This is a genomic window from Enterobacter sp. 04-C-12-SI-ECC (assembly GCF_047530715.1).
In the GTDB taxonomy this organism is placed as follows: Bacteria; Pseudomonadota; Gammaproteobacteria; order Enterobacterales; family Enterobacteriaceae; genus Enterobacter; species Enterobacter bugandensis.
Window position 1 is genome coordinate 1 of sequence record NZ_JBLKDI010000001.1, and the last position, 21424, is coordinate 21424.

General features: G+C 56.5%; 25 protein-coding genes and 1 pseudogene. 9 read left to right on the forward strand and 17 right to left on the reverse strand.

The window, feature by feature from the left end; translation table 11 throughout:
• Positions 1 to 178 precede the first annotated feature (178 nt).
• The 3 genes from ACMWL8_RS00005 to ACMWL8_RS00015 all read left to right on the forward strand — a co-directional run bounded on the left by ACMWL8_RS00005 (position 179) and on the right by ACMWL8_RS00015 (position 2829).
• Positions 179 to 880 (forward strand): phosphohydrolase, encoded by a 702-nt coding sequence (locus ACMWL8_RS00005; RefSeq protein ID WP_045260359.1) that lies wholly within the window; start codon positions 179 to 181, stop codon positions 878 to 880.
• A 61-nt stretch (positions 881 to 941) separates the two neighbouring features.
• A complete protein-coding gene (locus ACMWL8_RS00010; RefSeq protein ID WP_045260358.1) occupies positions 942 to 2357 on the forward strand; it encodes a DNA cytosine methyltransferase in 1416 nt (471 codons plus the stop codon).
• Entirely contained in the window at positions 2338 to 2829 is a 492-nt protein-coding gene (locus tag ACMWL8_RS00015) for a very short patch repair endonuclease (protein ID WP_045260357.1), read from the forward strand. Before ACMWL8_RS00010 ends, ACMWL8_RS00015 begins: the two co-directional genes overlap by 20 nt.
• On the opposite strand, the gene yedA is transcribed toward ACMWL8_RS00015, so the two are convergent.
• Positions 2801 to 3715: a drug/metabolite exporter YedA gene (gene yedA, locus ACMWL8_RS00020; RefSeq protein WP_045260356.1), complete on the reverse strand. Its 915-nt coding sequence runs from the start codon at positions 3713 to 3715 to the stop codon at positions 2801 to 2803. The two genes, ACMWL8_RS00015 and yedA, sit on opposite strands and share 29 nt — an antisense overlap.
• Before the next feature lie 175 nt (positions 3716 to 3890).
• Here yedA and ACMWL8_RS00025 point away from each other — a divergent pair, with 175 nt between their 5' ends.
• From ACMWL8_RS00025 to dgcQ, 3 genes are all read left to right on the forward strand, one after another.
• Positions 3891 to 4805, forward strand: coding sequence for a DUF808 domain-containing protein (locus ACMWL8_RS00025; protein WP_169804339.1), 915 nt, complete (start codon positions 3891 to 3893; stop codon positions 4803 to 4805).
• Positions 4806 to 4883: 78 nt separating this feature from the next.
• A complete protein-coding gene (locus tag ACMWL8_RS00030; protein ID WP_028013710.1) occupies positions 4884 to 5066 on the forward strand; it encodes a YodC family protein in 183 nt (60 codons plus the stop codon).
• Positions 5067 to 5139: 73 nt separating this feature from the next.
• Positions 5140 to 6840, forward strand: coding sequence for a cellulose biosynthesis regulator diguanylate cyclase DgcQ (dgcQ, locus tag ACMWL8_RS00035; protein WP_045260355.1), 1701 nt, complete (start codon positions 5140 to 5142; stop codon positions 6838 to 6840).
• Here the strand turns inward: dgcQ and ACMWL8_RS00040 are convergent.
• Together ACMWL8_RS00040 and yodD are read right to left on the reverse strand one after the other, a co-directional pair.
• Positions 6825 to 7625, reverse strand: coding sequence for a mannosyl-3-phosphoglycerate phosphatase-related protein (locus ACMWL8_RS00040; protein WP_045260354.1), 801 nt, complete (start codon positions 7623 to 7625; stop codon positions 6825 to 6827). The genes dgcQ and ACMWL8_RS00040 overlap by 16 nt on opposite strands.
• Positions 7626 to 7926: 301 nt before the next feature.
• Positions 7927 to 8154, reverse strand: a complete 228-nt coding sequence (gene yodD / locus ACMWL8_RS00045) for a YodD family peroxide/acid resistance protein (protein WP_028013707.1) — start codon at positions 8152 to 8154, stop codon at positions 7927 to 7929.
• Between the two features lie 128 nt (positions 8155 to 8282).
• On the opposite strand from yodD, the gene dsrB reads away from it, so the two are divergent.
• A complete protein-coding gene (gene dsrB, locus ACMWL8_RS00050) occupies positions 8283 to 8471 on the forward strand; it encodes a protein DsrB (RefSeq protein ID WP_013097741.1) in 189 nt (62 codons plus the stop codon).
• A 102-nt stretch (positions 8472 to 8573) separates the two neighbouring features.
• Here dsrB and rcsA read toward each other — a convergent pair whose 3' ends face one another.
• The 14 genes and pseudogenes from rcsA to fliF form a co-directional block, all read right to left on the reverse strand.
• Positions 8574 to 9197: a transcriptional regulator RcsA gene (rcsA, locus tag ACMWL8_RS00055; protein WP_013097740.1), complete on the reverse strand. Its 624-nt coding sequence runs from the start codon at positions 9195 to 9197 to the stop codon at positions 8574 to 8576.
• Positions 9198 to 9484: 287 nt separating this feature from the next.
• A pseudogene (gene fliR, locus ACMWL8_RS00060) lies at positions 9485 to 10277 on the reverse strand (flagellar biosynthetic protein FliR); the annotation flags it as partial.
• 7 nt (positions 10278 to 10284) lie between these two features.
• Positions 10285 to 10554 (reverse strand): flagellar biosynthesis protein FliQ, encoded by a 270-nt coding sequence (gene fliQ / locus ACMWL8_RS00065; protein WP_003859587.1) that lies wholly within the window; start codon positions 10552 to 10554, stop codon positions 10285 to 10287.
• Positions 10555 to 10563: 9 nt separating this feature from the next.
• Entirely contained in the window at positions 10564 to 11301 is a 738-nt protein-coding gene (gene fliP / locus ACMWL8_RS00070; protein WP_028013705.1) for a flagellar type III secretion system pore protein FliP, read from the reverse strand.
• Positions 11301 to 11675 (reverse strand): flagellar biosynthetic protein FliO, encoded by a 375-nt coding sequence (gene fliO, locus ACMWL8_RS00075; protein WP_045260352.1) that lies wholly within the window; start codon positions 11673 to 11675, stop codon positions 11301 to 11303. The genes fliP and fliO overlap by 1 nt, the downstream gene beginning before the upstream one ends.
• Positions 11676 to 11677: 2 nt before the next feature.
• Positions 11678 to 12091, reverse strand: a complete 414-nt coding sequence (gene fliN, locus ACMWL8_RS00080; protein WP_003859592.1) for a flagellar motor switch protein FliN — start codon at positions 12089 to 12091, stop codon at positions 11678 to 11680.
• Entirely contained in the window at positions 12088 to 13092 is a 1005-nt protein-coding gene (fliM, locus tag ACMWL8_RS00085) for a flagellar motor switch protein FliM (RefSeq protein ID WP_028013703.1), read from the reverse strand. Before fliM ends, fliN begins: the two co-directional genes overlap by 4 nt.
• A 4-nt stretch (positions 13093 to 13096) precedes the next feature.
• Positions 13097 to 13567 carry a flagellar basal body-associated protein FliL gene (fliL, locus tag ACMWL8_RS00090; protein ID WP_021241388.1) on the reverse strand — a complete coding sequence of 157 codons (471 nt, stop codon included), beginning with the start codon at positions 13565 to 13567 and terminating at the stop codon, positions 13097 to 13099.
• 106 nt (positions 13568 to 13673) lie between these two features.
• Complete coding sequence (fliK, locus tag ACMWL8_RS00095) at positions 13674 to 14906, reverse strand: flagellar hook length control protein FliK (RefSeq protein ID WP_045260351.1); 1233 nt, start codon at positions 14904 to 14906, stop codon at positions 13674 to 13676.
• Entirely contained in the window at positions 14903 to 15346 is a 444-nt protein-coding gene (gene fliJ, locus ACMWL8_RS00100; RefSeq protein ID WP_006811155.1) for a flagellar export protein FliJ, read from the reverse strand. Before fliJ ends, fliK begins: the two co-directional genes overlap by 4 nt.
• Before the next feature lie 21 nt (positions 15347 to 15367).
• Positions 15368 to 16738: a flagellar protein export ATPase FliI gene (gene fliI, locus ACMWL8_RS00105; RefSeq protein WP_023330814.1), complete on the reverse strand. Its 1371-nt coding sequence runs from the start codon at positions 16736 to 16738 to the stop codon at positions 15368 to 15370.
• Complete coding sequence (fliH, locus tag ACMWL8_RS00110; protein ID WP_045260350.1) at positions 16738 to 17445, reverse strand: flagellar assembly protein FliH; 708 nt, start codon at positions 17443 to 17445, stop codon at positions 16738 to 16740. Before fliH ends, fliI begins: the two co-directional genes overlap by 1 nt.
• A complete protein-coding gene (gene fliG / locus ACMWL8_RS00115; RefSeq protein ID WP_014832476.1) occupies positions 17438 to 18436 on the reverse strand; it encodes a flagellar motor switch protein FliG in 999 nt (332 codons plus the stop codon). Before fliG ends, fliH begins: the two co-directional genes overlap by 8 nt.
• On the reverse strand, positions 18429 to 20108 hold the full coding sequence (fliF, locus tag ACMWL8_RS00120) for a flagellar basal-body MS-ring/collar protein FliF (protein ID WP_028013700.1): 1680 nt from the start codon (positions 20106 to 20108) through the stop codon (positions 18429 to 18431). The genes fliG and fliF overlap by 8 nt, the downstream gene beginning before the upstream one ends.
• Positions 20109 to 20336: 228 nt before the next feature.
• On the opposite strand from fliF, the gene fliE reads away from it, so the two are divergent.
• Together fliE and ACMWL8_RS00130 are read left to right on the forward strand one after the other, a co-directional pair.
• Positions 20337 to 20651 carry a flagellar hook-basal body complex protein FliE gene (fliE, locus tag ACMWL8_RS00125; RefSeq protein ID WP_013097729.1) on the forward strand — a complete coding sequence of 105 codons (315 nt, stop codon included), beginning with the start codon at positions 20337 to 20339 and terminating at the stop codon, positions 20649 to 20651.
• Between the two features lie 242 nt (positions 20652 to 20893).
• A complete protein-coding gene (locus ACMWL8_RS00130) occupies positions 20894 to 21406 on the forward strand; it encodes a DUF4823 domain-containing protein (RefSeq protein WP_072049684.1) in 513 nt (170 codons plus the stop codon).
• Positions 21407 to 21424: the final 18 nt, after the last annotated feature.

The window sequence follows — 21424 nt, forward strand, 5'->3', positions numbered from 1 at the left end:
AATTAAACCAGTGAAAATATTACAAAATATTTCCAAAAATCTCTTTATTTTTCAAATGAATTAATCGCTTGAAAGTATTGCGGGTAATTATTATTAAGTATTTCGGGGTTCTATTTTTTAATTTATTTTATTTAGCTATGTTATAATTCAGTGCCCATTTTCGTAACAGGAAAGGATTATGGAACTCATACAGTGGCAGCAGCGCTTTGAATCCTGGCTTGATGAACATCACGCGACCGACGACACCGCGCACGATATTTCACACTTCCGTCGCGTCTGGCTGACGGCGCAGAAAATCATGGTTCATCACCACGTCGACCCGCTGACGATCCTGACCGCCTGCTATTTTCACGACATCGTTAGCCTGCCGAAAAATCATCCTGAACGCAGCCAGTCGTCGCGTCTGGCTGCGCGCAGAACGCGGGACATTCTGCACCGCGATTTCCCTGACTTCCCGTCCGATCGCTATGCCGCCGTGGAGCACGCCATCGAGGCGCACAGTTTCAGCGCCGGCCTGACGCCGTACACGATTGAGGCCAAAATTGTCCAGGATGCAGATCGTCTGGAGGCGCTGGGGGCGATTGGCCTGGCGCGCGTGTTTGCCGTGTCAGGCGCGCTGGGCGTACCGCTTTTTGACGCGGACGATCCGTTTGCCGACGCGCGCCCGCTTGATGACCGGGCGTTTGCGCTCGATCATTTTCAGACCAAGCTGCTGCGCTTGCCTGATACAATGCAAACCGACGTCGGGCGCGAGCTCGCGCAGCACAACGCCGATTTTCTGATTCAGTTTATGGCGAAACTCAGTGCCGAATTACAGGGCGACTGCATCGGGCTGGATAGCCAGATTCAACACCGCTTCCGTCGCAGTTTGCGAAAGTGAACTGTGGTAATCTGTTTCCAGTCTTTATTGCCCGGTTAAAAGAATGCAGGAAAATCGATCAGTGACAGAGCCCGCGCCTGAGCAGGCTGAGAAGTCAACGGCAACGGTGCAGGCATTACTGCGCCAGCTGCTGGATATTTATGACGCTAAAACGCTGGCAAACCAGCTGGTGGCGCACGGCGAGAGCCACTGGAGCCCGGCCATCCTTAAGCGACTGCTGACCAGCGATCGGGCAGGGCGCCGCCTGAGCGAAAGCGAGTTTCGTTATCTGCAAGACCTGCTTCCGCGGCCGTCTGCCGCGCACCCGAACTATGCCTTCCGCTTTATCGATCTGTTTGCCGGCATCGGTGGCATCCGGCACGGCTTTGAAGCTATCGGCGGTCAGTGCGTGTTTACCAGCGAGTGGAACAAACATGCGGTACGCACCTATAAAGCGAACTGGTACTGCGATCCGCATGAACATCATTTCAACGCCGATATCCGCGACGTTACCCTGAGCCATAAAAGCGGCGTCACGGATGAACAAGCCGCCGAGCACATTCGCCAGACGATTCCGGCGCATGACGTGCTGCTGGCGGGCTTCCCGTGTCAGCCTTTCTCGCTGGCCGGCGTCTCCAAAAAGAATGCCCTCGGGCGTGCCCACGGTTTTGCCTGCGATACGCAGGGAACGCTGTTTTTCGATGTGGCCCGAATCATTGACGCCCGTCGCCCGGCCATATTCGTGCTGGAAAACGTCAAGAACTTAAAGAGCCATGACGGTGGAAAGACCTTCCGCATTATCATGCAGACGCTGGACGAGCTGGGCTATGACGTGGCTGATTCCGGGGACATGGGCGCGGATGACCCGAAAATTATCGACGGGAAACACTTCCTGCCCCAGCATCGTGAACGCATTGTGCTCGTCGGTTTCCGCCGCGATCTCAATCTGAAGGGGGATTTTACCCTGCGGGATATTCCCTCCTTATACCCCGAGCGTCGTCCAACCATTGCCGACCTGCTGGAGCCGGTGGTCGACGCGAAATTTATCCTTACCCCAATCCTGTGGAAATACCTCTACCGCTATGCCAAAAAGCATCAGGCCAAAGGCAACGGATTTGGGTTTGGCATGGTGAACCCAAACGATCCGCACAGCGTGACCCGCACGCTGTCTGCTCGCTACTACAAAGACGGCGCTGAAATCCTGATCGACAGAGGCTGGGATAAAGCGCTGGGCGAGAAAGATTTCGACGATCCGCAAAACCAGCGTCACCGTCCGCGGCGCCTCACGCCGCGGGAGTGCGCCCGGCTGATGGGCTTTGAAACGCCACAGGGCTACCGTTTCCGCATTCCGGTTTCGGACACTCAGGCTTACCGTCAGTTTGGTAACTCGGTGGTGGTGCCCGCGTTCGCGGCGGTGGCAAAACTGCTGGCCCCGCGCATCAGACAGGCGGTGGCGCTCCGCCAGGGTGAGGCCGTCAATGACGGACGTTCACGATAAGGCCACGCGGAGCAAAAACATGCGTGCCATCGGCACGCGTGACACCGCGATAGAAAAGCGTCTGGCCGGGCTGCTGACACAGGCGGGCTTCGACTTTCGCGTGCAGGATCCCGCACTTGCGGGTCGCCCGGATTTCGTCATTGACGCGTATCGGTGCATTATCTTCACCCACGGCTGTTTCTGGCATCATCACGACTGCTACCTGTTTAAAGTCCCGGCGACGCGCACCGATTTCTGGCTGGAGAAGATTGGCAAGAACGTTGAGCGTGACGCCCAGGATCTCGCCACGCTTGTCGCGCAGGGCTGGCGAGTGCTGATCGTCTGGGAATGTGCGCTGAGAGGGCGGTTAAAGCTGAACGATGCCGATCTGAGCGAACGGCTGGAAGAGTGGATCTGCGGCGGCGGCCAGGCCGCGCAGATCGACACGCAGGGGATCCACGCGCTTACGGTTTCTCCACCTCGCAAGGCGTAACCACGGGCTTTGCCGGCAGCAAATATTTGCCTAAGGTCACCAGCACGACGGCAAAAACAATCACCCCTAAAGCTAACCACTCAACCGGAGAGAGCGTTTCACCGCCAAGCCCGGTGCCGAGCAGCACGGCCACGACCGGGTTGACGTAGGCATAGCTGGTGGCGACCGCCGGTGAGACGTTACGGATCAGGAACATATAGGCGTTGATGGCGATGATGGAGCCGAACAGCGCCAGGTAGCCTACCGCCAGGAAGCCCGACAACGGCGGCAGGGTAGTCAGCTCCTCTCCCGTCAGGGCTGAGGCCAGCAGCAGCACAATCCCAGCCGCAAGCATCTCTATTGCCCCCGCCATCATGCCGGTCGGAAGTTCGATACGGGAACCGTATACGGAACCAAACGCCCAGCTCATCGAGCCGATAAGGATAATCACTGCGCCCCACGGATTCCCGCTCAGGTTACCGCCGCTGTTAAGCAGAATAATGCCGGCAAGGCCGATGCCAATCCCCAGCCACTCCAGCTTGCGGGTGCGGATGCCGAAAAGGCGGCTGAAGCAGAGGGTAAACAGCGGTACGGTGGCAACGACCACGGCGGCGATCCCAGACGGTACGTTCTGGTGCTCGGCAATGGTCACAAAGCCATTCCCCACCGCCAGCAGCAGCAGGCCTATCAGGGCGGCGTTCAGCATTGGGCGGAACGGTGGAAGCTTATGCCCGCGCAGCAGCAGGAAGGCCAGTAGCAGCACACCCGCCGAGAGGAAGCGAATGCCCGCCATCATCAGCGGCGGCCAGCTTTCCACGCCGATGCGAATGACAAAATAGGTTGAACCCCAGATGATATACAGCGAAAAAAGTGCCCCGATAAGCGGAAGCAGTTGCCGGAAACGCATAATCCCTCACGACGAAATAAAAAGGTCGCTGATAGTAAACGCGAAAACTATCGCGCTGGCGAGCCCTTTAATTGTGTAGTTGATGTGAATTTTTTGTTGACGAAAGCTGCCTGTTTCCGCGATTGCGCTTTTGCTCCATACTATTCACTTAATTACCAAAAAAAGAAGGATCACCATTTTGGCAGGAAGTAGCTTATTAACATTGCTGGATGATATTGCCACCTTACTGGATGATATTTCCGTGATGGGGAAACTGGCGGCGAAGAAAACCGCAGGGGTGCTGGGGGACGATCTCTCGCTTAACGCCCAACAGGTGAGCGGGGTACGGGCTAACCGTGAGCTGCCGGTGGTGTGGGGCGTGGCAAAAGGCTCGTTTCTGAACAAAGTGATTCTGGTGCCGCTGGCGCTGCTGATCAGCGCATTCATCCCCTGGGCCATCACGCCGCTGCTGATGATTGGTGGGGCATTCTTGTGCTTCGAAGGCGTGGAGAAGGTCCTGCACTCTTTGAGCTCTCGCAAGCAGAAGGATACCCCGGAGGCGCGCCAGCAGCGCCTTGAAGCGCTTGCCGCGCAGGATCCGAAAGTTTTCGAGCGCGATAAAATCAAAGGTGCCATTCGCACCGACTTTATTCTGTCGGCTGAAATTGTCGCCATTACGCTGGGCATCGTCTCCGATGCGCCGCTGCTGAATCAGGTGTTGATCCTCTCCGGGATCGCCATTCTGGTCACGGTGGGCGTTTACGGCCTGGTCGGGCTGATCGTGAAGCTGGATGATATCGGCTACTGGCTGGAGGAGAAATCCAGCGCGGTGGCTAAAGGCATCGGCAAAGGCTTACTGACGCTGGCGCCGTGGCTGATGAAGAGCTTGTCCGTGGTGGGGACCCTGGCGATGTTCCTCGTGGGCGGCGGCATTGTGGTCCACGGCATTGCGCCGCTGCACCATGCCATCGAACATTTCGCCTCGGCGCAGGGGAGTGTGGTGGCAGCGATTCTGCCCACGCTGCTTAATCTGGTGCTGGGCTTTATCGTTGGCGCTATCGTGGTGGCGGCGGTGAAACTGATCGAAAAAATGCGCGGTACGGCGCACTAATTGTTACCCGTCGCAGGGTGCAAAAAGACCATTCCTCGTCTAAATTGAAACAGTTTCACCCTGATACAGGAGGCAGGTATGGTCTTTTTGGTCAGTGATGAAGTTAAGCCTAAGAAGGGCGGCCCGCGCATGATTGTCACCGGGTATTCCAGCGGAATGGTGGAATGTCGGTGGCATGATGGCTACAGCATTAAGCAGGAAGCCTTTCGTGAAGATGAGCTTCAGCCGGGTGACGGCCAGCGCAAGCACGATCAGGCTTAATCACATAACGCCCGGCTTAGCCGGGCGTTTTTAACTGAAGTACCGGGTGTAAGGCAGTAATCAGGGAGTGTGTGTGCAGCGCGATACCTTTGTTGTAAGACGATCTTTTCTGCAATGGCTGCATAAGCGTAGCAATCCGGGTTTGATTGTTAACCTCTGTTTTATCACTGTTCTGGTGTTTTCAACCCTCCTGACCTGGCGTGAAGTGGTGGTCCTCGAAGAGGCGTATATCTCCAGCCAGCGCAACCACCTGGAAACCGTGGCCAGCTCGCTGGACAGGCAGCTGCAGTACAGCGTGGATAAAATGCTGTTATTTCGCCAGAGCATGCGCGATGCGCTACAGACGCCGCTGGCCTTCAATGTTTTGCACGATGCAGTATCGCACTTTAACGCATTACGCATGCGTCCCACCTGGCAGCTCCTCGTTGATAGAAATCGCACACTTCCGATTAACGGCGTCTCGGATGCATTTGTTGAAAAAACGTCGATTCTGAACCGGGACGCTGAACGCATCAGCAATGAAATTTCAGCCGCGCTTGAGGTGGGTTATCTGCTCAGGCTGGCGACGTCAAGCAGGCATAGTGAATCGCGGGTGATCTACGTTTCACGCGCCGGGTTTTATCTTTCGACGGATACGCTAACAGAGGCGAGCGATATTATCCCCCGCTATTATCACCTGGTCACGCAGTCCTGGTTTACCCAGCAGTCGGAACGTAACAATCGCTCCCGCGCGGTGCGCTGGTTTATCTCCACGCCGTCATCCTGGACCGGTGACGAGCGAACGATCACTGCCAGCGTCCCCATCTATTTCAATCGCTACTGGTATGGCGTGGTGGCGATGGATTTTTCGCTGAATACGATGCAACGCCTGCTGGCAGAGGCGACGGACGACCGTACGGAGGGGGAGTATCAGCTGTACGACTCCCGGCTCAATATGATTGCCTCCTCTGAAAAGACAGATAAACAGGTGAATCATTTCGATGAACGCGAACTCGCGCAGATAGCGCAGGCGATCGAGCACGATACTGGTGGTGGCATCCGCCTCGGCAGCCGTTTCATCAGTTGGCAGCGGCTCGATCATTTTGATGGCCTGGTTTTGCGTGTCCATACTCTGCAGGAAGGGGTACAGGGCGACTTCGGCAGCATCAGTATCGTACTGGCATTACTGTGGGCACTCTTTACCGCGATGCTGCTGATTTCGTGGCTGGTGATCCGCCGGATGGTTAGCAATATGTATACGCTGCAACACTCGCTCAAGTGGCAGGCCTGGCACGACCCGCTAACCCGCCTGAATAATCGCGGCGCGCTGTTCGAACGCGCGAAACTGCTGGCGAAGAAGTGTCATCAACAGTCGTTGCCGTTCTCGGTCATTCAGTTAGACCTCGACCATTTTAAAAGCGTCAACGATCGGTTCGGTCACCAGGCCGGTGATAAGGTGCTTTCCCACTCGGCAGGGCTGATTTCCAGCGCATTGCGTAAAAACGACGTGGCAGGACGCGTGGGCGGGGAAGAGTTTTGTATCGTCCTGCCGGGGCTCGGTCTTGAGGAGGCGAGAGGCGTCGCGGAGCGTATTCGCTGCCGAATCCACAGCAAGGAGATTCTGGTGAAGAAGAGCACGACCCTGCGCATCAGCGCGTCACTCGGCGTCAGCAGCGCCCGGGAAAACGAAAATTACGATTTCGAACAGCTGCAGTCCGTCGCGGATGCCCGGTTATATAAAGCTAAACAGGACGGACGTAACCGGGTTGTGTGGCACGATCATGACAAAAAGTGATCCAGCCCCTCCTGCCAGCCGAGCGGTCCCGCCTGCCGGGTGTGATAAACCCGGCGGGGGTTATCGTCCCGTAACGTAATACCCTGGCGGTTTATCCCTTTAATCACCACCGCGAAGTCCACGCTGTCCAGCAGCGGCGCGTCGTTCGGCCCATCGCCGAGCCCCAGGGTCGTGGGTTCAATATTTTCCCGTTCACGGTACTGCGCGATTAGCCAGTTAGCCGCAACGTCCTTACCGCAGCTGGCATCGAGAATATGCCAGAAACGGGCACCCTGCAGGCATTTCAGCCCGCGTTGCGCCAGCGCCGCTTCAAACCGGGCCATGGCTTCGTCGGAATCACGCCAGATGAGCGTGACGGAGGCGTCATGCTTGCGGGCAAGCGCCGCCCGGTAGCGGGTCACCCCCGTCCATTCGCTAATGACGCGTTCGTCCACGTCGTCAAAGGTGGTGAATTTGAAGCCCGCCTGCTGGCGGATTTGCTCAATAAGCGGACGAATCTCCCGGTGCGTCATGCCGTTGATGTGGCGCTGACCCATTTCCCAGCGCACGTCCGGCTGAACCACCGCGCCGTTCTCAGCGATAAACGGTAACCCTTCCAGACCCAGATCCTGCTGAATATCCAGCATCTCTGCCGCGCTCTTGCTGCTGCAAAGAATCACCGGTACCTGGTTATCCTGCAGTTTATCCAGCCAAGGCATCGCGGGCTGCCACTCATAGGTATGAATATCCAGCAGCGATCCATCCAGATCGGAAAAAATCAGCAGGGGACCCCGGAGTGAAAGCATAGTAACTCCCGAAAACGAATGAGCCTTAATCTAAGAATATTCCTAAAAAAATATCTGGGCTTAAATCAGAATGAGAAGAACTTCTCCAGCCAAACCCGCATTCGGCGTATGTTGTTGCTCATAACCAAAACGATTATGTTAAAAATATTATATTCATCGTAAGAATATATGCTTGTCATGCAAAATCGTTGGGGATAGTGTTGTTTGTACATCAGATTTCCTGGTGTAACGAATTTTCAAGTGCTTCTTGCATAAGCAAGTTTTGATCCCGGCCATCCCCATGACCGGGATTTTTTTCGTGCTAACGATTTGCTTCAGACACGCTAAAGTCATGAATATCCAGCTCGAAGGCCTCCGCCAGCTCGCGGTAGGTGTGATAATCCCTCCCGTTAACAATGACGTGGTCCGAACCATCGTTTGTGCGGCGGACTTCTGACTCACTGATCTCATTGATGGCGGCCAGCAGGGCATCGACATCCACCTCGACCTCGCGTTTGATGGTGTCGCTGTACTCTTTATCGGTCTTCATTACGGGGCTCCTCATTAAACCGTGTCCACGGTAAGTATAGACTGTGTATAAAAACGCCATTCACGCCGTGCGGCGATGTGTGTTTTTGCGTTTTGTTCTACACTGGCTCAAAACCAGAGGAGGAATGTATGAAGGTCAACGATCGGGTAACCGTTAAAACGGACGGTGGGCCGCGCCGCCCGGGGGTGGTGCTGGCAATTGAAGAGTTTAGTGAAGGCACAATGTACCTGGTCTCACTGGAAGACTACCCGCTCGGCATCTGGTTTTTTAACGAACTGGGGCATCCGGACGGCATTTTTGTTGAGAAAGCCGAGTAGTACGGCGTCGGGTGGCATTGCGCGTGCCCGACCACGTCCGCAAAAGCAAAAATCTCTGGCCAGGCCAGAGATCAAAGGTAGGGTGCAAAGGGGTTTAAGCCACTAACGCATGTTGACGAAAATCCCGTTCGTCACATTATCGGTCAGACGTACCACGTGATAGATCACTTGCTTATTATGCGTTTTAATTTTCCTTTTAATATTTCCTTTGTGTGACGAAACGGTTTTCGCTTTAATATTCATCTGGTCAGAGATCTGAATAGTCCCTTGTCCAGCCATCCACATTCGCAGCATACTTGATTCAGTCCTGCTTAATGAAAGGGTGGGTAAGTTAACCGCTCCTACATTTTTAACTTCTTTATTCAAATAATCACCCAGAATGTCATCCAGCGACTCGGGTTTAATCGACTTAGAACTGATCAATAAATTTTTACGGACCAACAAATACTCATCGAAATGGATATTCGCGATCGCCATAAAAACAATAAACAGGGTTTTTGGATGCTGATTAATGATTTGCTTAATGTGCTGACTGTTGGCTGGATCGTGAATGAAACAGTCCTCATTAATAAACACCACGCCTGGTTTGAGTTCGTCACAAGCGGCTGCGAGTTCTTCAACGGTGTGTGCATCGTTGATGTCTCTCTTTCTTACCCCTCTGCTTGCCAGGTACCCGGTTAACCCTAGCCGGGTGTAGCTGCATAAATCCATAATGATCGTTGACATGGCATACCCTCACTCAATGCGTAACGATAATTCACCATCTGCCTGAGAGCTCAAAACAGCCATACGGGATGGAAAAAAATAATAAACCTGTGAGCATGACAAAGACTTTCAGGCGGACTCACTATCCCGTAAAGTTACGTATAATTTGCCAGGAATCTTCTTAAAGTAAAGTAAATATTAAGTATAGTGAGGTGGTTAGAAACATTTAAACCGCGTCAGATATATCCTGGAAGATGTTTTTCGCGTTTTATTTTAGGAATATCCTCAGAAAGACAATAGCGACCGTGAGGACTATTATTTACGTGGCAATTCGCTGACAATATCCGCTAACAGATTGAATATCTCGCCGAATAAATGTTCACAGAAGGGGGCGATAAGTGGCATCAGTAATGACATTAATAAAATTCCGACCGTCAACGTTAGCGGAAAACCAATCACAAACACCGAGAGCTGCGGAGCCATTCTGTTCAGCAAGCCTAATGCCAGGTTGACGGTGAGCAGCAGCGTGATGATCGGCAGAGCCAGCATCAGACCGTTGAGGAAGATCAGCCCCGCCGCGCGGGTCAGCGCGAGGAAGGCATTGCTGTTGACCGGGTTATCACCGATCGGCAGCGTATGGAAAGTATCCACCAGCATGGAGATGAGCCACAGATGACCGTTGAGCGACAGAAACAGCAGCATGGCGAGCAGATCGATGATGCGCGCCAGCACCGGCATGTTGAGATGGCTGCCGGGTTCGACAAACGTGGCGAACGATAGCCCCATCTGCAGGCCAATCAACTCACCGGCCGTGCGCACGGCGGCGAAGGCGAGCTGCATGGTAAAGCCCACGGCGACGCCAATCATCACCTGCTGTAAAGCGACCCATACCGCGTTAGCCGAGAAGATGGGAATATTCACGGGTGGCAGGGAAGGGGCGACGATAATGGTGATGATAATGCCCAGCCCCACCTTAACGCGCTTGGGGATCGATTTCTCGCTGAGAATGGGGGCGGTGGAGATCAGCGCCAGAATGCGCAGCATCGGCCAGAAATAGACGCCGAGCCACTGAACCCACTGGTCGCTGGTGAAGTGCAGCATCGTCAGGTCAGCCGATGATGTACGGCAGATTGGTAAACAGGTTGCGCATATAGTCCAGCAGCAGGTTCAGCATCCACGGTCCGGCCACGATAATCGCCACGAACACGGCGATGATTTTCGGGATAAACGACAGCGTCATTTCGTTAATCTGCGTGGCGGCCTGAAGAATACTGATAATCAGGCCGGTAACCAGCGCGACAAGCAGCAGCGGCGCGGCAACGGCAATCGCGACTTTCATCGCTTCCGTGCCCATCATCATGACCGATTCGGGTGTCATTGCCGTTCCTTAACTGTAAAAACTTTGCGCCAGCGAGCTGACCAGCAGCTGCCAGCCGTCGACCAGCACAAAAAGCATGATCTTAAAGGGCAGGGCAATGGTGGCGGGCGGCACCATCATCATCCCGAGCGCCATCAGGACGCTGGCGATCACCAGGTCGATAATCAGGAACGGGATAAAGATGGTAAAGCCAATCTGGAACGCGGTTTTCAGCTCGCTGGTGACATAGGCCGGCAGCAGAATGCGCATCGGTACCGCTTCCGGCCCCTGCAGCTCGCCGGTGTTGGACAGGCGGGCGAAGAGGGCCAGGTCCGCCTCGCGCGTCTGGCGCAGCATAAATTCTCGCAGCGGCTGCGCGCCTTTTTCCAGCGCCTCCTGCATCGAAATTTTATCTTCGCTGAACGGCTGGTAGGCGTCGGTATAAATCTTATCGATCACCGGCGACATGATGAAAAAGGTCAAAAACAGCGCCAGCCCCAGAAGCACCTGGTTTGGCGGCGCCGAAGGGGTGCCCAGCGCGTTTCGCAGCAGACCAAAAACGATGATGATGCGGGTAAAGCTGGTCATCATCAGCAGAATGGCCGGAATAAAGGTCAGCGAGGTGATGAAGACCAGCGTCTGAACCGGGAGCGACCAGCTCTGGCCGCCACCCGCGATCGGCGTGGAAACCAGACCGGGCAGTTGCGCATAAACTGCAGGAGCAAACAGGCCAACGCCCGCAAGCGTCAGGGATAACAAACGGCGCATCAGGTTCTCCCGGAACGCTTAAGCAAACTCTTCATGACGGACTGAAAATCCGCAGGGGCTTGTGCGCGCTCGTCCACCGTGACCGGGGCGGGCGGCAGTTTATGTAATACGTTGATGTTTGAGCCGGTTACGCCTAGTACCAGACGCGCATCTTCCACATCGACGATGACCACGCGTTCGCGCGGCCCAAGCGTCGTGCTGGCGCTGACCTTCAGGCCGCGGGTGCCGGCAGTTTTACCCGCCAGGCCAAAACGCTTTGCCAGCCAGGCGGCGATCAGAATAAAGGCAATAATACCGAACAACGCCCCGCTCACCTGGAGCAGCGGGGAGCCGGGAACGGCGGAAGGCTGTGATATTGTTGCCTGGGTTTTCATGCTTAACGGCTCAGACGACGCATGCGTTCAGACGGGGTGATGATGTCGGTGATGCGCACGCCGTATTTATCGGCAACCACCACCACTTCACCCTGGGCAATCAAATAACCGTTGATCAGAATATCCAGCGGCTCGCCGGCCAGGCCGTCAAGGGCCACAACTGAACCCTGCGTGAGGCGCAGCAGCTCTTTAATGGTCATCCGGGTGCGTCCCAGTTCAACGGTCAGCTTAACCGGGATGTCCATAATCAGGTCGATGTCCTGCAGCGTGCCGCTGACGTCGCCGCCGCCTAACTGCTGGAATACCGCGTCCGCCGCGCTTTTTGTCGGAGTCGTTTTTTGCTCGTTTAACGCGTCAGCCCACAGATCGTCCAGTGCTCCGCTGTTTTCATCGGACGGATTGTTCATGTCACTCATTTGGGCTGTTCCTCATTCAGCGAATTCAAAATCGGGTTGATCAAGTGCTCAACGCGTAACGCATACTGACCGTTAATCGTGCCGTACTGGCTTGTAAGTACGGGGACACCATCTACGTGGGCAATAATGCGGTCGGGTTTGTCTATCGGCAAAACGTCGCCGGGTTGTAATTTCAGGATCTGGGATAACCGCATCGAAATGTCGGCGAAGTTCGCCACCAGCTCCAACTGCGAGTGCTGCACCTGGCGCACCAGGTTTTCACGCCAGTTCTGATCTTCGTTGCGTGAGTTCTCCAGCGGCGGGTTAACCAGCAGCTCGCGCAGCGGTTCAATCATGCTGAACGGCAGGCAGATGTTGAACTCACCGGTCAGGTTACCGATTTCCACGTGGAACGGCGTATTGACGACGATATCGTTCGGGGAGGTGGTGATATTGGTAAATTTCACCTGCATCTCAGAACGGACGTACTCCACTTCCAGCGGGTTAATCGCTTTCCACGCGTCGCTGTAGGATTCCAGCGCCAGCTTCAGCATGCGGTTAATGACGCGCTGCTCAGTGTGGGTAAATTCACGACCTTCCACTTTGGTCGGAAAACGCCCGTCGCCGCCGAACAGGTTATCCACCGCGATGAACACCAGGCTTGGGGAAAACACCACCAGACCGGTGCCGCGCAGCGGCTTCAGATGAATCAGGTTAAGGTTGGTTGGCACCGGCAGGTTGCGGGCAAACTCATGATACGGCTGGATGCGGATCGCACCGACCGTGATATCCGGGCTACGACGCAGCAGGTTAAACAGCCCCATACGGAACTGACGTGCAAAACGTTCGTTAATGATCTCCAGCGCCTGCAGACGTTCACGTACCACGCGACGCTGGGTATTGGGATCGTAAGGACGAATATTATCGTCGCCGGTGAGACCCGGCTGCGGGTCGTCACTCTTATCGCTGTCGCCGTTAAGCAGCGCGTCGATTTCTGCCTGAGAAAGAATACTGTCGCCCATGTCGTTACCGCAGAATAAAGGCTGTGTACAGAACGTCAGTGACTTCCTGCTTAGGTTGACCGTTTACCAGCGGGGTGGCCAGCGTCTGCTTGATGGCGTCGACCAGCTTTTGCTTACCCACGTCGGTAGCCAGCGCGGAGGCGTCCTGACGAGAAAACAGCAGGAGAAGGCGGCTACGCACTTCCGGCAGATAATCGTTCAGGCGCGCGCGGGTTGCTTCGTCCTTCAGGCGCAGCGTAATACCGACATACAGCACGCGATCCGCGTCACCGAGGTTAACGGTGAAGGTGTCCAGAGGGAAAAAGACCGGCGCCGGCGGTGGGGCAGGTTCGGCTTTGGCCGCAGCGGTTGAAGGTTCCTGCTGCATACGCCAGTAACTATAGCCCGCGGTAGCGCAGGCGGCGAGCGTGATCAACACCAGCAGCGGGATCCAGATGGAACGCTTGCTTTTTTTGGTGATAGCGGAGTCTGTCATCTGATACGAGCTTCCTGTTTCGGTACAGCTTAATAAGGTGATTATCCCGTGTCCTGCCGTCGTCAAAGCGTGGAAAAGACGGGGATAATCACGCTACCTCTGGCGTTTAGGCGAAGATGTCTACGGCACCGTTACCGCGCGCCGCGGATTGCAGGGCGGCAGGGGTCGGCAGGAGCTCATCGCTCTCTTCATTAAAACCGCCGTGCTGGCCCGGGCGTGAAGCATGGTGCTGCTGGGATGAAGACTGCTGTTGCCCGGCAAAGCTCTCGCTGCTGACGCTGCTTTGAGAAAGCTGAATGCCGTTCTCCGCCAGCGAGGTCCGCAGGACCGGCAGCGCGGCTTCCAGCGCCGCGCGCACGTGACTGTGCGCAGAGACCATCTGCAGCTGTGCCTGGTTATCGTCCAGCTTCAGCGAGATTTGCACCTGGCCCAGATCTTCCGGGTGCAGGCGCAGCTCCGCCGTCTGCTGGCCCTGCTTAGTGAACAGGGTGATGTGCTGGCTCAGGGACTGCTGCCATTCATGTGTGCCCAGAGGCTGGCTTAGCACCGGGGCGGTGGCAACGGTTGCGGCAGGCTGGCTGGCCGCATGGCTGGAGATAATCGGCGCCAGGGTAGCGGTCGGCGAAGATGACGAAGAGGCGCTGGCGAAGTCCTGCTTCTCAGCGGCTGCGGCCACGACCGGTGTGGCTGGCGCGTTGGCGGCGAGATCCGGACCGTTGTTCTTCGCCTGGCTCTGATAGGACGCAGAAAGCGGCGCTTTATCATGGCTTCCCGCAGGCGCGTTCAGGGACGGCGGCTGTCCCGCACCGTTTTGCGAAAGCGTGGCTGAACTCAGCGCCGAGGTGGCGTGAACGCCGTCGCTGCCTGCCGCACGAGAGGCGGTCGTCTGCTGGTGCGGCAGCATCGCCATCAGCGCGCTTAGCCCCGCCAGCTCTTCTTCGCTCAGCTCGGTTTTAGCGTCATCTTTACCGTTGGCCGCAGTGAGCGTCTTCAGCGCGTCGCCTTTTGACAGCGGTACCAGCCCGGAGACCAACGTTTCAAGCGGCGCGGACTCCGACGTTTCAACGCCATTCAGCGCAGGCTGACGCGAGAGCAGGTCGGCAATTTTGGCCTGCAGAGCGGTATCGCCTTTGGCCTCCTGCGCGACCTTCGACAGCTTGCTGCCGGCGGCTTTCAGGTCCGCCAGGGTTAGCGGCGCTTCGTTGCCCTTGCCCGTTGCATCCGTCAGGGCGCCCGCCAGCAGGGAGAGAAAGTCCTGTGCACCCTCGGTGCCTTTCCCTGTTTGCATCCCGTCTGACAGGTCGCTGTCGCTCATCAGCAGTTGTTGCAGTGTGATCATTCCGGTTTCCTCATTGATGCGCGCTGGGCAAACTCATCCATTTTCTTCTGGTCCAGGCGGTTTTCCGCCAGGGTCGAGGCTGCAATCTGCCGGTCCTGTAAGGTCTGCCAGGCCTGCAGCCGCTGTTTTTTTTCGCGCCAGAAATTCAGCGCGGTATCGACTTTTTGGGTCCACTGGTTTAGCTGCTGGCGGTGCTGCTCTATCGCCTTCTCCAGCGTCTGGATAAACTGCTGATAGTTAATCCAGCGCTGGCTGCCAATGCCCTGCGTCATATCGGTATTGAGGTTGGTGCGATATTCATGCTGATAGTCGATTAACATCTTCAACTGTTCTTCAGCCTGCTGGCACCCGCGTCGCATTGCGCCAAGCTGCAATGCGGCATCATCAACTTCTTTTTCAGCCAGATCTTTCAGCGTTGATAACGCGCTGTTTTGCGCCATGACCTTCGCCCTCCACCTGTGTTACACCTGCGGGAAAATCAGCTCCAGCGCCTGGATTGAATCTTCCCAGTCGGCACGCTCAAAAATGCCCTGTTGTAAAAACGCCTCCAGCTGCGGCCACAGGCTAATCGCCTTATCAAGCATCGGGTCGCTGCCTTTGGCATACGCCCCCACGCTGACCAGATCGCGGTTGCGCTGGAAGCTGGAAAGCAGTTGTTTGAAGTTACGCACGCGGGCGTAGTGCTTCTCGGTAATCAATGCCGTCATCGCACGGCTGATGGACGCTTCAATATCAATCGCCGGGTAGTGCCCGGCTTCGGCCAGGCGGCGCGACAGCACGATATGGCCGTCCAGGATCGCGCGCGCGGAGTCGGCAATCGGGTCCTGCTGGTCGTCGCCCTCGGTCAGCACCGTATAGAACGCGGTGATGGAGCCGCCGCCGCTGATGCCGTTCCCCGCACGCTCTACCAGCGCCGGAAGTTTGGCGAAGACCGAAGGCGGATAGCCTTTGGTGGCCGGCGGCTCGCCGATGGCCAGCGCAATTTCACGCTGCGCCATCGCGTAGCGGGTGAGGGAGTCCATGATCAGCAGCACGTGCTTGCCGCGGTCACGAAAATCTTCGGCGATACGGGTGGCGTAGGCGGCACCCTGCATACGCAGCAGTGGCGACACGTCCGCCGGCGCGGCGATCACCACCGAGCGGGCGCGGCCTTCCGCACCCAGAATGTTTTCAATAAAGTCTTTTACTTCGCGACCACGCTCGCCGATCAGCCCCACGACGATCACGTCGGCCTGGGTATAGCGCGCCATCATGCCGAGCAGGACGGATTTCCCGACGCCGGAACCGGCGAACAGGCCCATGCGCTGTCCGCGCCCTACGGTGAGCAGGGCGTTAATCGGACGCACGCCGGTATCCAGCACGTGCTCAATAGGGGTACGCTGCAGGGGGTTGAACGGCTGGGTAATCAGCGCGCCGGTTTCGGTGGTGTCCGGCGCGGGCAGGCCATCCAGCGGCTTCCCGCTGCCGTCCAGCACGCGGCCGAGCAGGGCAGGGCCAAGCGGCAGCTGTTTCCCGCTTTGCAGCCCGTCGCCGCTGATGTTTTTCGCGTAAACGCGCGCGCCGGGCAGTATGCCTTCCACCTCTTCAAGCGGCATCAGGAACAGGCGCTGGCCGTTAAACCCGACCACTTCGCTTTCCACTTCACGCGTTTCCTGCCCATCCTGACGCTCAATGACGCAGGTCGCACCCAGGGGAAGCTGCAGGCCGGTGGCCTCCAGTACCAGACCGGTGGCGCGCGTCAGTCGCCCATAACGACGAACAGATGGCAGTTGCGCCATCTTCGTCTCAAAGTTGTCGAGCGTGGTGAGCCAGCGGGTAAGGCGTGCGGTCATCAGACGACTCCCGGTGCCGCCAGGCGACACAGTTCCTGCCAGCGGGTGGCGACGCTGGCATCCAGGTCGCCTTCATCGGCAGAGACTTTGCATCCGCCGTGGTGTAAGGATGGGTCGCCGCGCAGACGCCAGCCGTGCAGGCTAAGCGTTGCGCCCAGGCTCTCTTCAACGCGCTGCAGATCGTCCGGGTGGACGCGCAGCTGCGGTTTGCCGCTGAACAGCGGCTCCTGCTGAAGCAGACCCTGAATTTGTTTGATCAGCGCGGTGTTATCCACCACGGGCGTCTGGCCGATAACCTGACGCGCCGCCTCCAGCGCCATCTGCATCAGACGCGAGGCAATCACGCTGTCCAGCGCGTCCAGCGTGTGCTGGAACTCGCTGACCAGCTGCTGCATGCGGGCATGGATCGGCGCCTGCTGCTGGCGCGCCTGATCGATGCCGTGCTCTAACCCTTTCGCCAGGCCTTCCTGGTACCCCAGATCGTGCCCCTTCTGGCGGCCTTCGTTCAGACCGGCGTTATAGCCCTGCTCGTGCGCCTGCATTTGCAGCTGCGCCAGCATCTGCGCTTGCTGCTCCTCTTCGCTCAGCTCGGGCTGTTCAACGTCCGCGTCGGGCTCTGCGGGCGAGACCACCGCGGGCGTGAATTCGGCAAGGGGAGGGGCCAGATCGTCCGGCGTCCAGCGCTTCCACGACAGCTCATTAGACATAGGTGTCGTCTCCGCTGCCAATCACCATCTCGCCGGTTTCCGCCAGACGACGAACGATAAGCAGGATGGCTTTCTGTTCGTTTTCCACCTGAGACAGACGAACCGGGCCACGGTTGGCAAGGTCGTCGCGCAGGATATCCGCCGCACGCTGGGACATGTTGCGCAGGAACTTCTCGCGCAGCGGCTGTTCGGCGCCTTTGAGGGCGATAAGCAGCGACTCGGAATCCACTTCCTGGAGCAGGCGCTGGATGCTGCGGTCGTCCACTTCGACGAGGTTTTCGAACAGGAACATCTCGTCGATGATTTTCTGCGCCAGCTCGCCGTCGAATTCGCGAACCGCCGAAATGACGGCTTCTTCCTGCTGCGTTTTCATCAGGTTGATAATTTCCGCCGCCGTTCTCACGCCGCCCATTTTGCTGCGCTTGAGGTTCTGGCCGTCGAGCAGGTTGTTCAGCACCTCGGTCAGCTCCGCCAGCGCGGCAGGCTGGACGCCGCCGAAGGTGGCGATACGCAGCATCACGTCGTGACGCAGGCGCTCTTCGAACAGGGCCAGAATATCGGCCGCCTGGCCACGTTTGAGGTGAACCAGGATGGTGGCGATAATCTGCGGGTGCTCGTCGCGAATCAGGTCGGCGGCACTCTGCGGCTCCATAAAGTTGAGCGTTTCGATACCGCTGGCGGTATCGCGGGTTTCCAGAATGTCTTCCAGCAGGCTGGCGGCACGCTCTTCGCCCAGCGCCTTGACCAGCACGGAGCGCAGGTAGTCGTTGGCGTTGACGTTCAGCGCGGCAAACTGTTCGGCTTCCTGTTCAAACTCTGACAGCACTTCGGTCAGCTGTTTGTTGGAGATTTGACGCACGTTGGCCATCGCCGCACTGAGAATTTGCACTTCTCGCTGGGAGAGGTGTTTAAACACCTCTGCCGCGCGATCTTCGCCAATGGTCATCAGCAGGATGACGCTTTTATCGGTGCCCGTAAGCGTATTACTCATGTTCGTTACCCATCCACTGGCGGATGACCAGCGCCACGACGCGCGGATCGTTATCTGACATTTCGCGAATGCGCTGGCTCATCACCTCAGCGCCCATGCGCTGGTTAGCACGACGCTGCTGCATCTGTTCATCTTTGCTGAGGCGAACTTCTACCGCTTCTTCCGTTTCCTGTCGCGTATTCATCTGCTCGCGCGCCGCTTTTTCGGCTTCCGCACGACGCTGGAGCTGAGGACGAACGCCCTTACGCCACAGCAGCCACGCGACAATCAGCACCAGCAGCCAGCGGCCTGCGGACATCAGCTGGTCGATAAACGCCTGCTGTTGCCAGAACGGCAGTTCACCGCCGGTCTCTTCCACCGAGTTAAACGGAGAGTTCACCACGTTGAGGGTATCGCCGCGCTTCTCGGAATAGCCCATCGCTTCGCGGGTCAGGTTTTCAATTTGCTTCATCTGCTCGGCGGTTAACGGCAACGGTTTGCCGTCCGGCAGCGTTTTGTAGTTCACCACCACCGCAACGGAAAGACGCTGAATATCGCCCACGTTCAGCTTAGTGTGGCGGATCGTCCGGTCCACTTCATAGTTCGTGGTTTCGTTACGGCTGCTGGAGCGCGGACCAGCGTTATTGGTCGTTGAGGTGGTCTGCTGATTATTTTGCTGACCGTTCTGCTGGTTGGCCGGCGGCGTGGAAATCGGCGCCGCGTTTGCCGGTGCTGGCTGGTTAGAGAGCGCGCCCGGCACGCCGCCAGGATAGGCCCCGCCGATCTGTTCGCTGGAGTTGATCTGGCGTGAACGCATGACCGCCTGAGCCGCATCGCCGTTCGGGCTGTATTGCTCTTCGGTTTGTTCTTTATTAGAGAAGTCAATCTGCGCGGTCACCTGGGCGTGCACGTTGCTGTTGCCCACCACCGGGCCGAGGATCGCTTCGATGCGGCGCTGGAGACGGCTTTCAACGTCGGCGGCGTATTTTAGCTGCGCGTCGTTCAGGTCACGCCCGGCGGTATTGGATTGCGTCAGCAGGTGTCCGCTTTGATCCACCAGCGTCACGTTACCCGGCGGCAGGCCGGCGACGGCGCTGGAGACGAGATGCGTTACCGCGCTGATTTGCCCTTCGTCCAGCGCACGGCCGGGCTCGAGGTTCACGGTAACGGAAGCTGAAGGGGATTTCTGTTCACGAACAAATAAAGAGGGTTTAGGCATTGCCAGGTGCACGCGGGCACTCTTTACCGGGCCTAACGTTTCAATGGTGCGGGCCAGTTCGCCTTCCAGCGCACGCTGGTAGTTCACCTGCTCGCTGAACTGGCTGATGCCGAATTTTTCCTGGTCCAGCAGCTCAAAGCCGACCGCGCCGCCCTTTGGCAGGCCCTGCTGTGCCAGGCGCAGACGAAGCTCGTGCACTTTATCCGCCGGTACCTCAAGCGCACCGCCATTATCGGCAAAGCGATACGGGATGTTCATCTGGGTAAGCTGGGTGACGATGGCGCCGCCATCCTGATCGGAAAGGTTGCTGTAGAGCGTGCGGTAATCAGGGCTTTTCGCCCATAAAACCATCGCTACAAGGATCGCAATTGCGGCAGCGCCTGCCACGATCAACGGGATTTTAGGATTCGCGCGAAGGCGGTTCATCCACTCGAGTGATTTATTTTGTGGCGCTGTCGATGCTGTTGCACTCATTGCGCACCTCTTAAATCCTGGTGGTTTACGTTATTCGTGTAGAGAAACAAAACTGACTCCCGGGTCGGCAAACACGACAAAAGTTCCATATTGATGGCCCTGCCATTATTTGATGATTCCGGATTTTCTATGCGTCAAATAACCTGGTTTTTTCACGCTATTTACCGCCATTATCTTATTGACAAGCTGTTAGTCTTGACCGCGTAAAAAACCATCCAGGGGAGAGTCATGGCTATACAGGGCATTGAAGGGGTCATCAGTCAGTTGCAGGCAACGGCGATGACGGCCCGTAATCAGAATGTGGCAGAACAGCAGCCGACCATCAGCTTTGCGGGGCAACTGCATGCCGCTCTTGACCGTATCAGCGATACCCAGACCGCTGCGCGTACGCAGGCGGAGAAGTTCACCCTCGGCGAGCCGGGCGTGGCACTCAATGATGTGATGACCGATTTGCAAAAAGCCTCGGTTTCCCTGCAGATGGGGATCCAGGTGCGTAACAAGCTGGTGTCGGCGTATCAGGAAGTGATGGGGATGCAGGTTTAAGCAATCAAACCTGATGAAATTTATAGTTAATGATTGCTCTCAGACATGTTATGGGACATGGGTGGGACAAAGCTAATTACATTTCGTTCTGGACAGGCGTCTCATACGGTCAATTTCGCCTTCCAGAACTGTGCCTCCTCGACGCATTTCACCAGTTTTGTCACGTCTTCATGATGCAAACATATGTTTCACTTGGGGTGGCCTGATAAAATGTAACTCCTTTATTTTACAGGGATAGAAAAGTGAAAAGTTTGTTTCTGTTTTTTTCTGCAATTTTACTGGCAGGTTGTTCCGCCAAATACAGCACAAATAATATTCAGGAGCGTACAGAGCCCCTGTTAAAAGATTCCCCAGTTGCGATCTCTCAGCCAACTGACGGTGTATATGAAACACACACTTATTCGGGGTCTGGCAAAGCTACGGCAGACGCTGTAAAAGCTGCATTTTTGCGATATTCAGATAATGTGACAGTTTTTGCCGACTGTGATGATCTTGCCTGTCTCAAAAGCCGCCATACACTTAGCCGCGGTTATTATGTGGTCCCACAGATATTGCACTGGGAAGATCGTGCAACTGAGTGGTCCGGCATTCCAGACAAGATTGAAGTGAAAATCACTGTATATAATAGTGAATCCAATAGTCGTGTTGCATCAACAATTATCAATGGCAAAAGCAAGTGGGCTACCTTCGGTGGCGATCACCCACAGGATTTGTTACCAGAACCTGTAAGCGCGTTTATCTCAAGTCTGTATTAATTTCCAACATGCTGTCAT

Bases quoted from the DNA above. Each gene is read 5' to 3' on its own strand.
- ACMWL8_RS00040 (WP_045260354.1), bottom strand. From the start codon at position 7,625: ATGCTTTCACTCCGGGGTCCCCTGCTGATTTTTTCCGATCTGGATGGA.
- ACMWL8_RS00030 (WP_028013710.1), top strand. From the start codon at position 4,884: ATGGTCTTTTTGGTCAGTGATGAAGTTAAGCCTAAGAAGGGCGGCCCG.
- dsrB (WP_013097741.1), top strand. From the start codon at position 8,283: ATGAAGGTCAACGATCGGGTAACCGTTAAAACGGACGGTGGGCCGCGC.
- fliJ (WP_006811155.1), bottom strand. From the start codon at position 15,346: ATGGCGCAAAACAGCGCGTTATCAACGCTGAAAGATCTGGCTGAAAAA.
- yedA (WP_045260356.1), bottom strand. From the start codon at position 3,715: ATGCGTTTCCGGCAACTGCTTCCGCTTATCGGGGCACTTTTTTCGCTG.
- fliE (WP_013097729.1), top strand. From the start codon at position 20,337: ATGGCTATACAGGGCATTGAAGGGGTCATCAGTCAGTTGCAGGCAACG.
- fliI (WP_023330814.1), bottom strand. From the start codon at position 16,738: ATGACCGCACGCCTTACCCGCTGGCTCACCACGCTCGACAACTTTGAG.
- fliN (WP_003859592.1), bottom strand. From the start codon at position 12,091: ATGAGTGACATGAACAATCCGTCCGATGAAAACAGCGGAGCACTGGAC.
- yodD (WP_028013707.1), bottom strand. From the start codon at position 8,154: ATGAAGACCGATAAAGAGTACAGCGACACCATCAAACGCGAGGTCGAG.
- fliG (WP_014832476.1), bottom strand. From the start codon at position 18,436: ATGAGTAATACGCTTACGGGCACCGATAAAAGCGTCATCCTGCTGATG.
- fliP (WP_028013705.1), bottom strand. From the start codon at position 11,301: ATGCGCCGTTTGTTATCCCTGACGCTTGCGGGCGTTGGCCTGTTTGCT.
- fliH (WP_045260350.1), bottom strand. From the start codon at position 17,445: ATGTCTAATGAGCTGTCGTGGAAGCGCTGGACGCCGGACGATCTGGCC.
- fliF (WP_028013700.1), bottom strand. From the start codon at position 20,108: ATGAGTGCAACAGCATCGACAGCGCCACAAAATAAATCACTCGAGTGG.
- ACMWL8_RS00005 (WP_045260359.1), top strand. From the start codon at position 179: ATGGAACTCATACAGTGGCAGCAGCGCTTTGAATCCTGGCTTGATGAA.
- ACMWL8_RS00015 (WP_045260357.1), top strand. From the start codon at position 2,338: ATGACGGACGTTCACGATAAGGCCACGCGGAGCAAAAACATGCGTGCC.
- fliO (WP_045260352.1), bottom strand. From the start codon at position 11,675: ATGAAAACCCAGGCAACAATATCACAGCCTTCCGCCGTTCCCGGCTCC.
- fliL (WP_021241388.1), bottom strand. From the start codon at position 13,567: ATGACAGACTCCGCTATCACCAAAAAAAGCAAGCGTTCCATCTGGATC.
- fliK (WP_045260351.1), bottom strand. From the start codon at position 14,906: ATGATCACACTGCAACAACTGCTGATGAGCGACAGCGACCTGTCAGAC.
- fliM (WP_028013703.1), bottom strand. From the start codon at position 13,092: ATGGGCGACAGTATTCTTTCTCAGGCAGAAATCGACGCGCTGCTTAAC.
- fliQ (WP_003859587.1), bottom strand. From the start codon at position 10,554: ATGACACCCGAATCGGTCATGATGATGGGCACGGAAGCGATGAAAGTC.
- rcsA (WP_013097740.1), bottom strand. From the start codon at position 9,197: ATGTCAACGATCATTATGGATTTATGCAGCTACACCCGGCTAGGGTTA.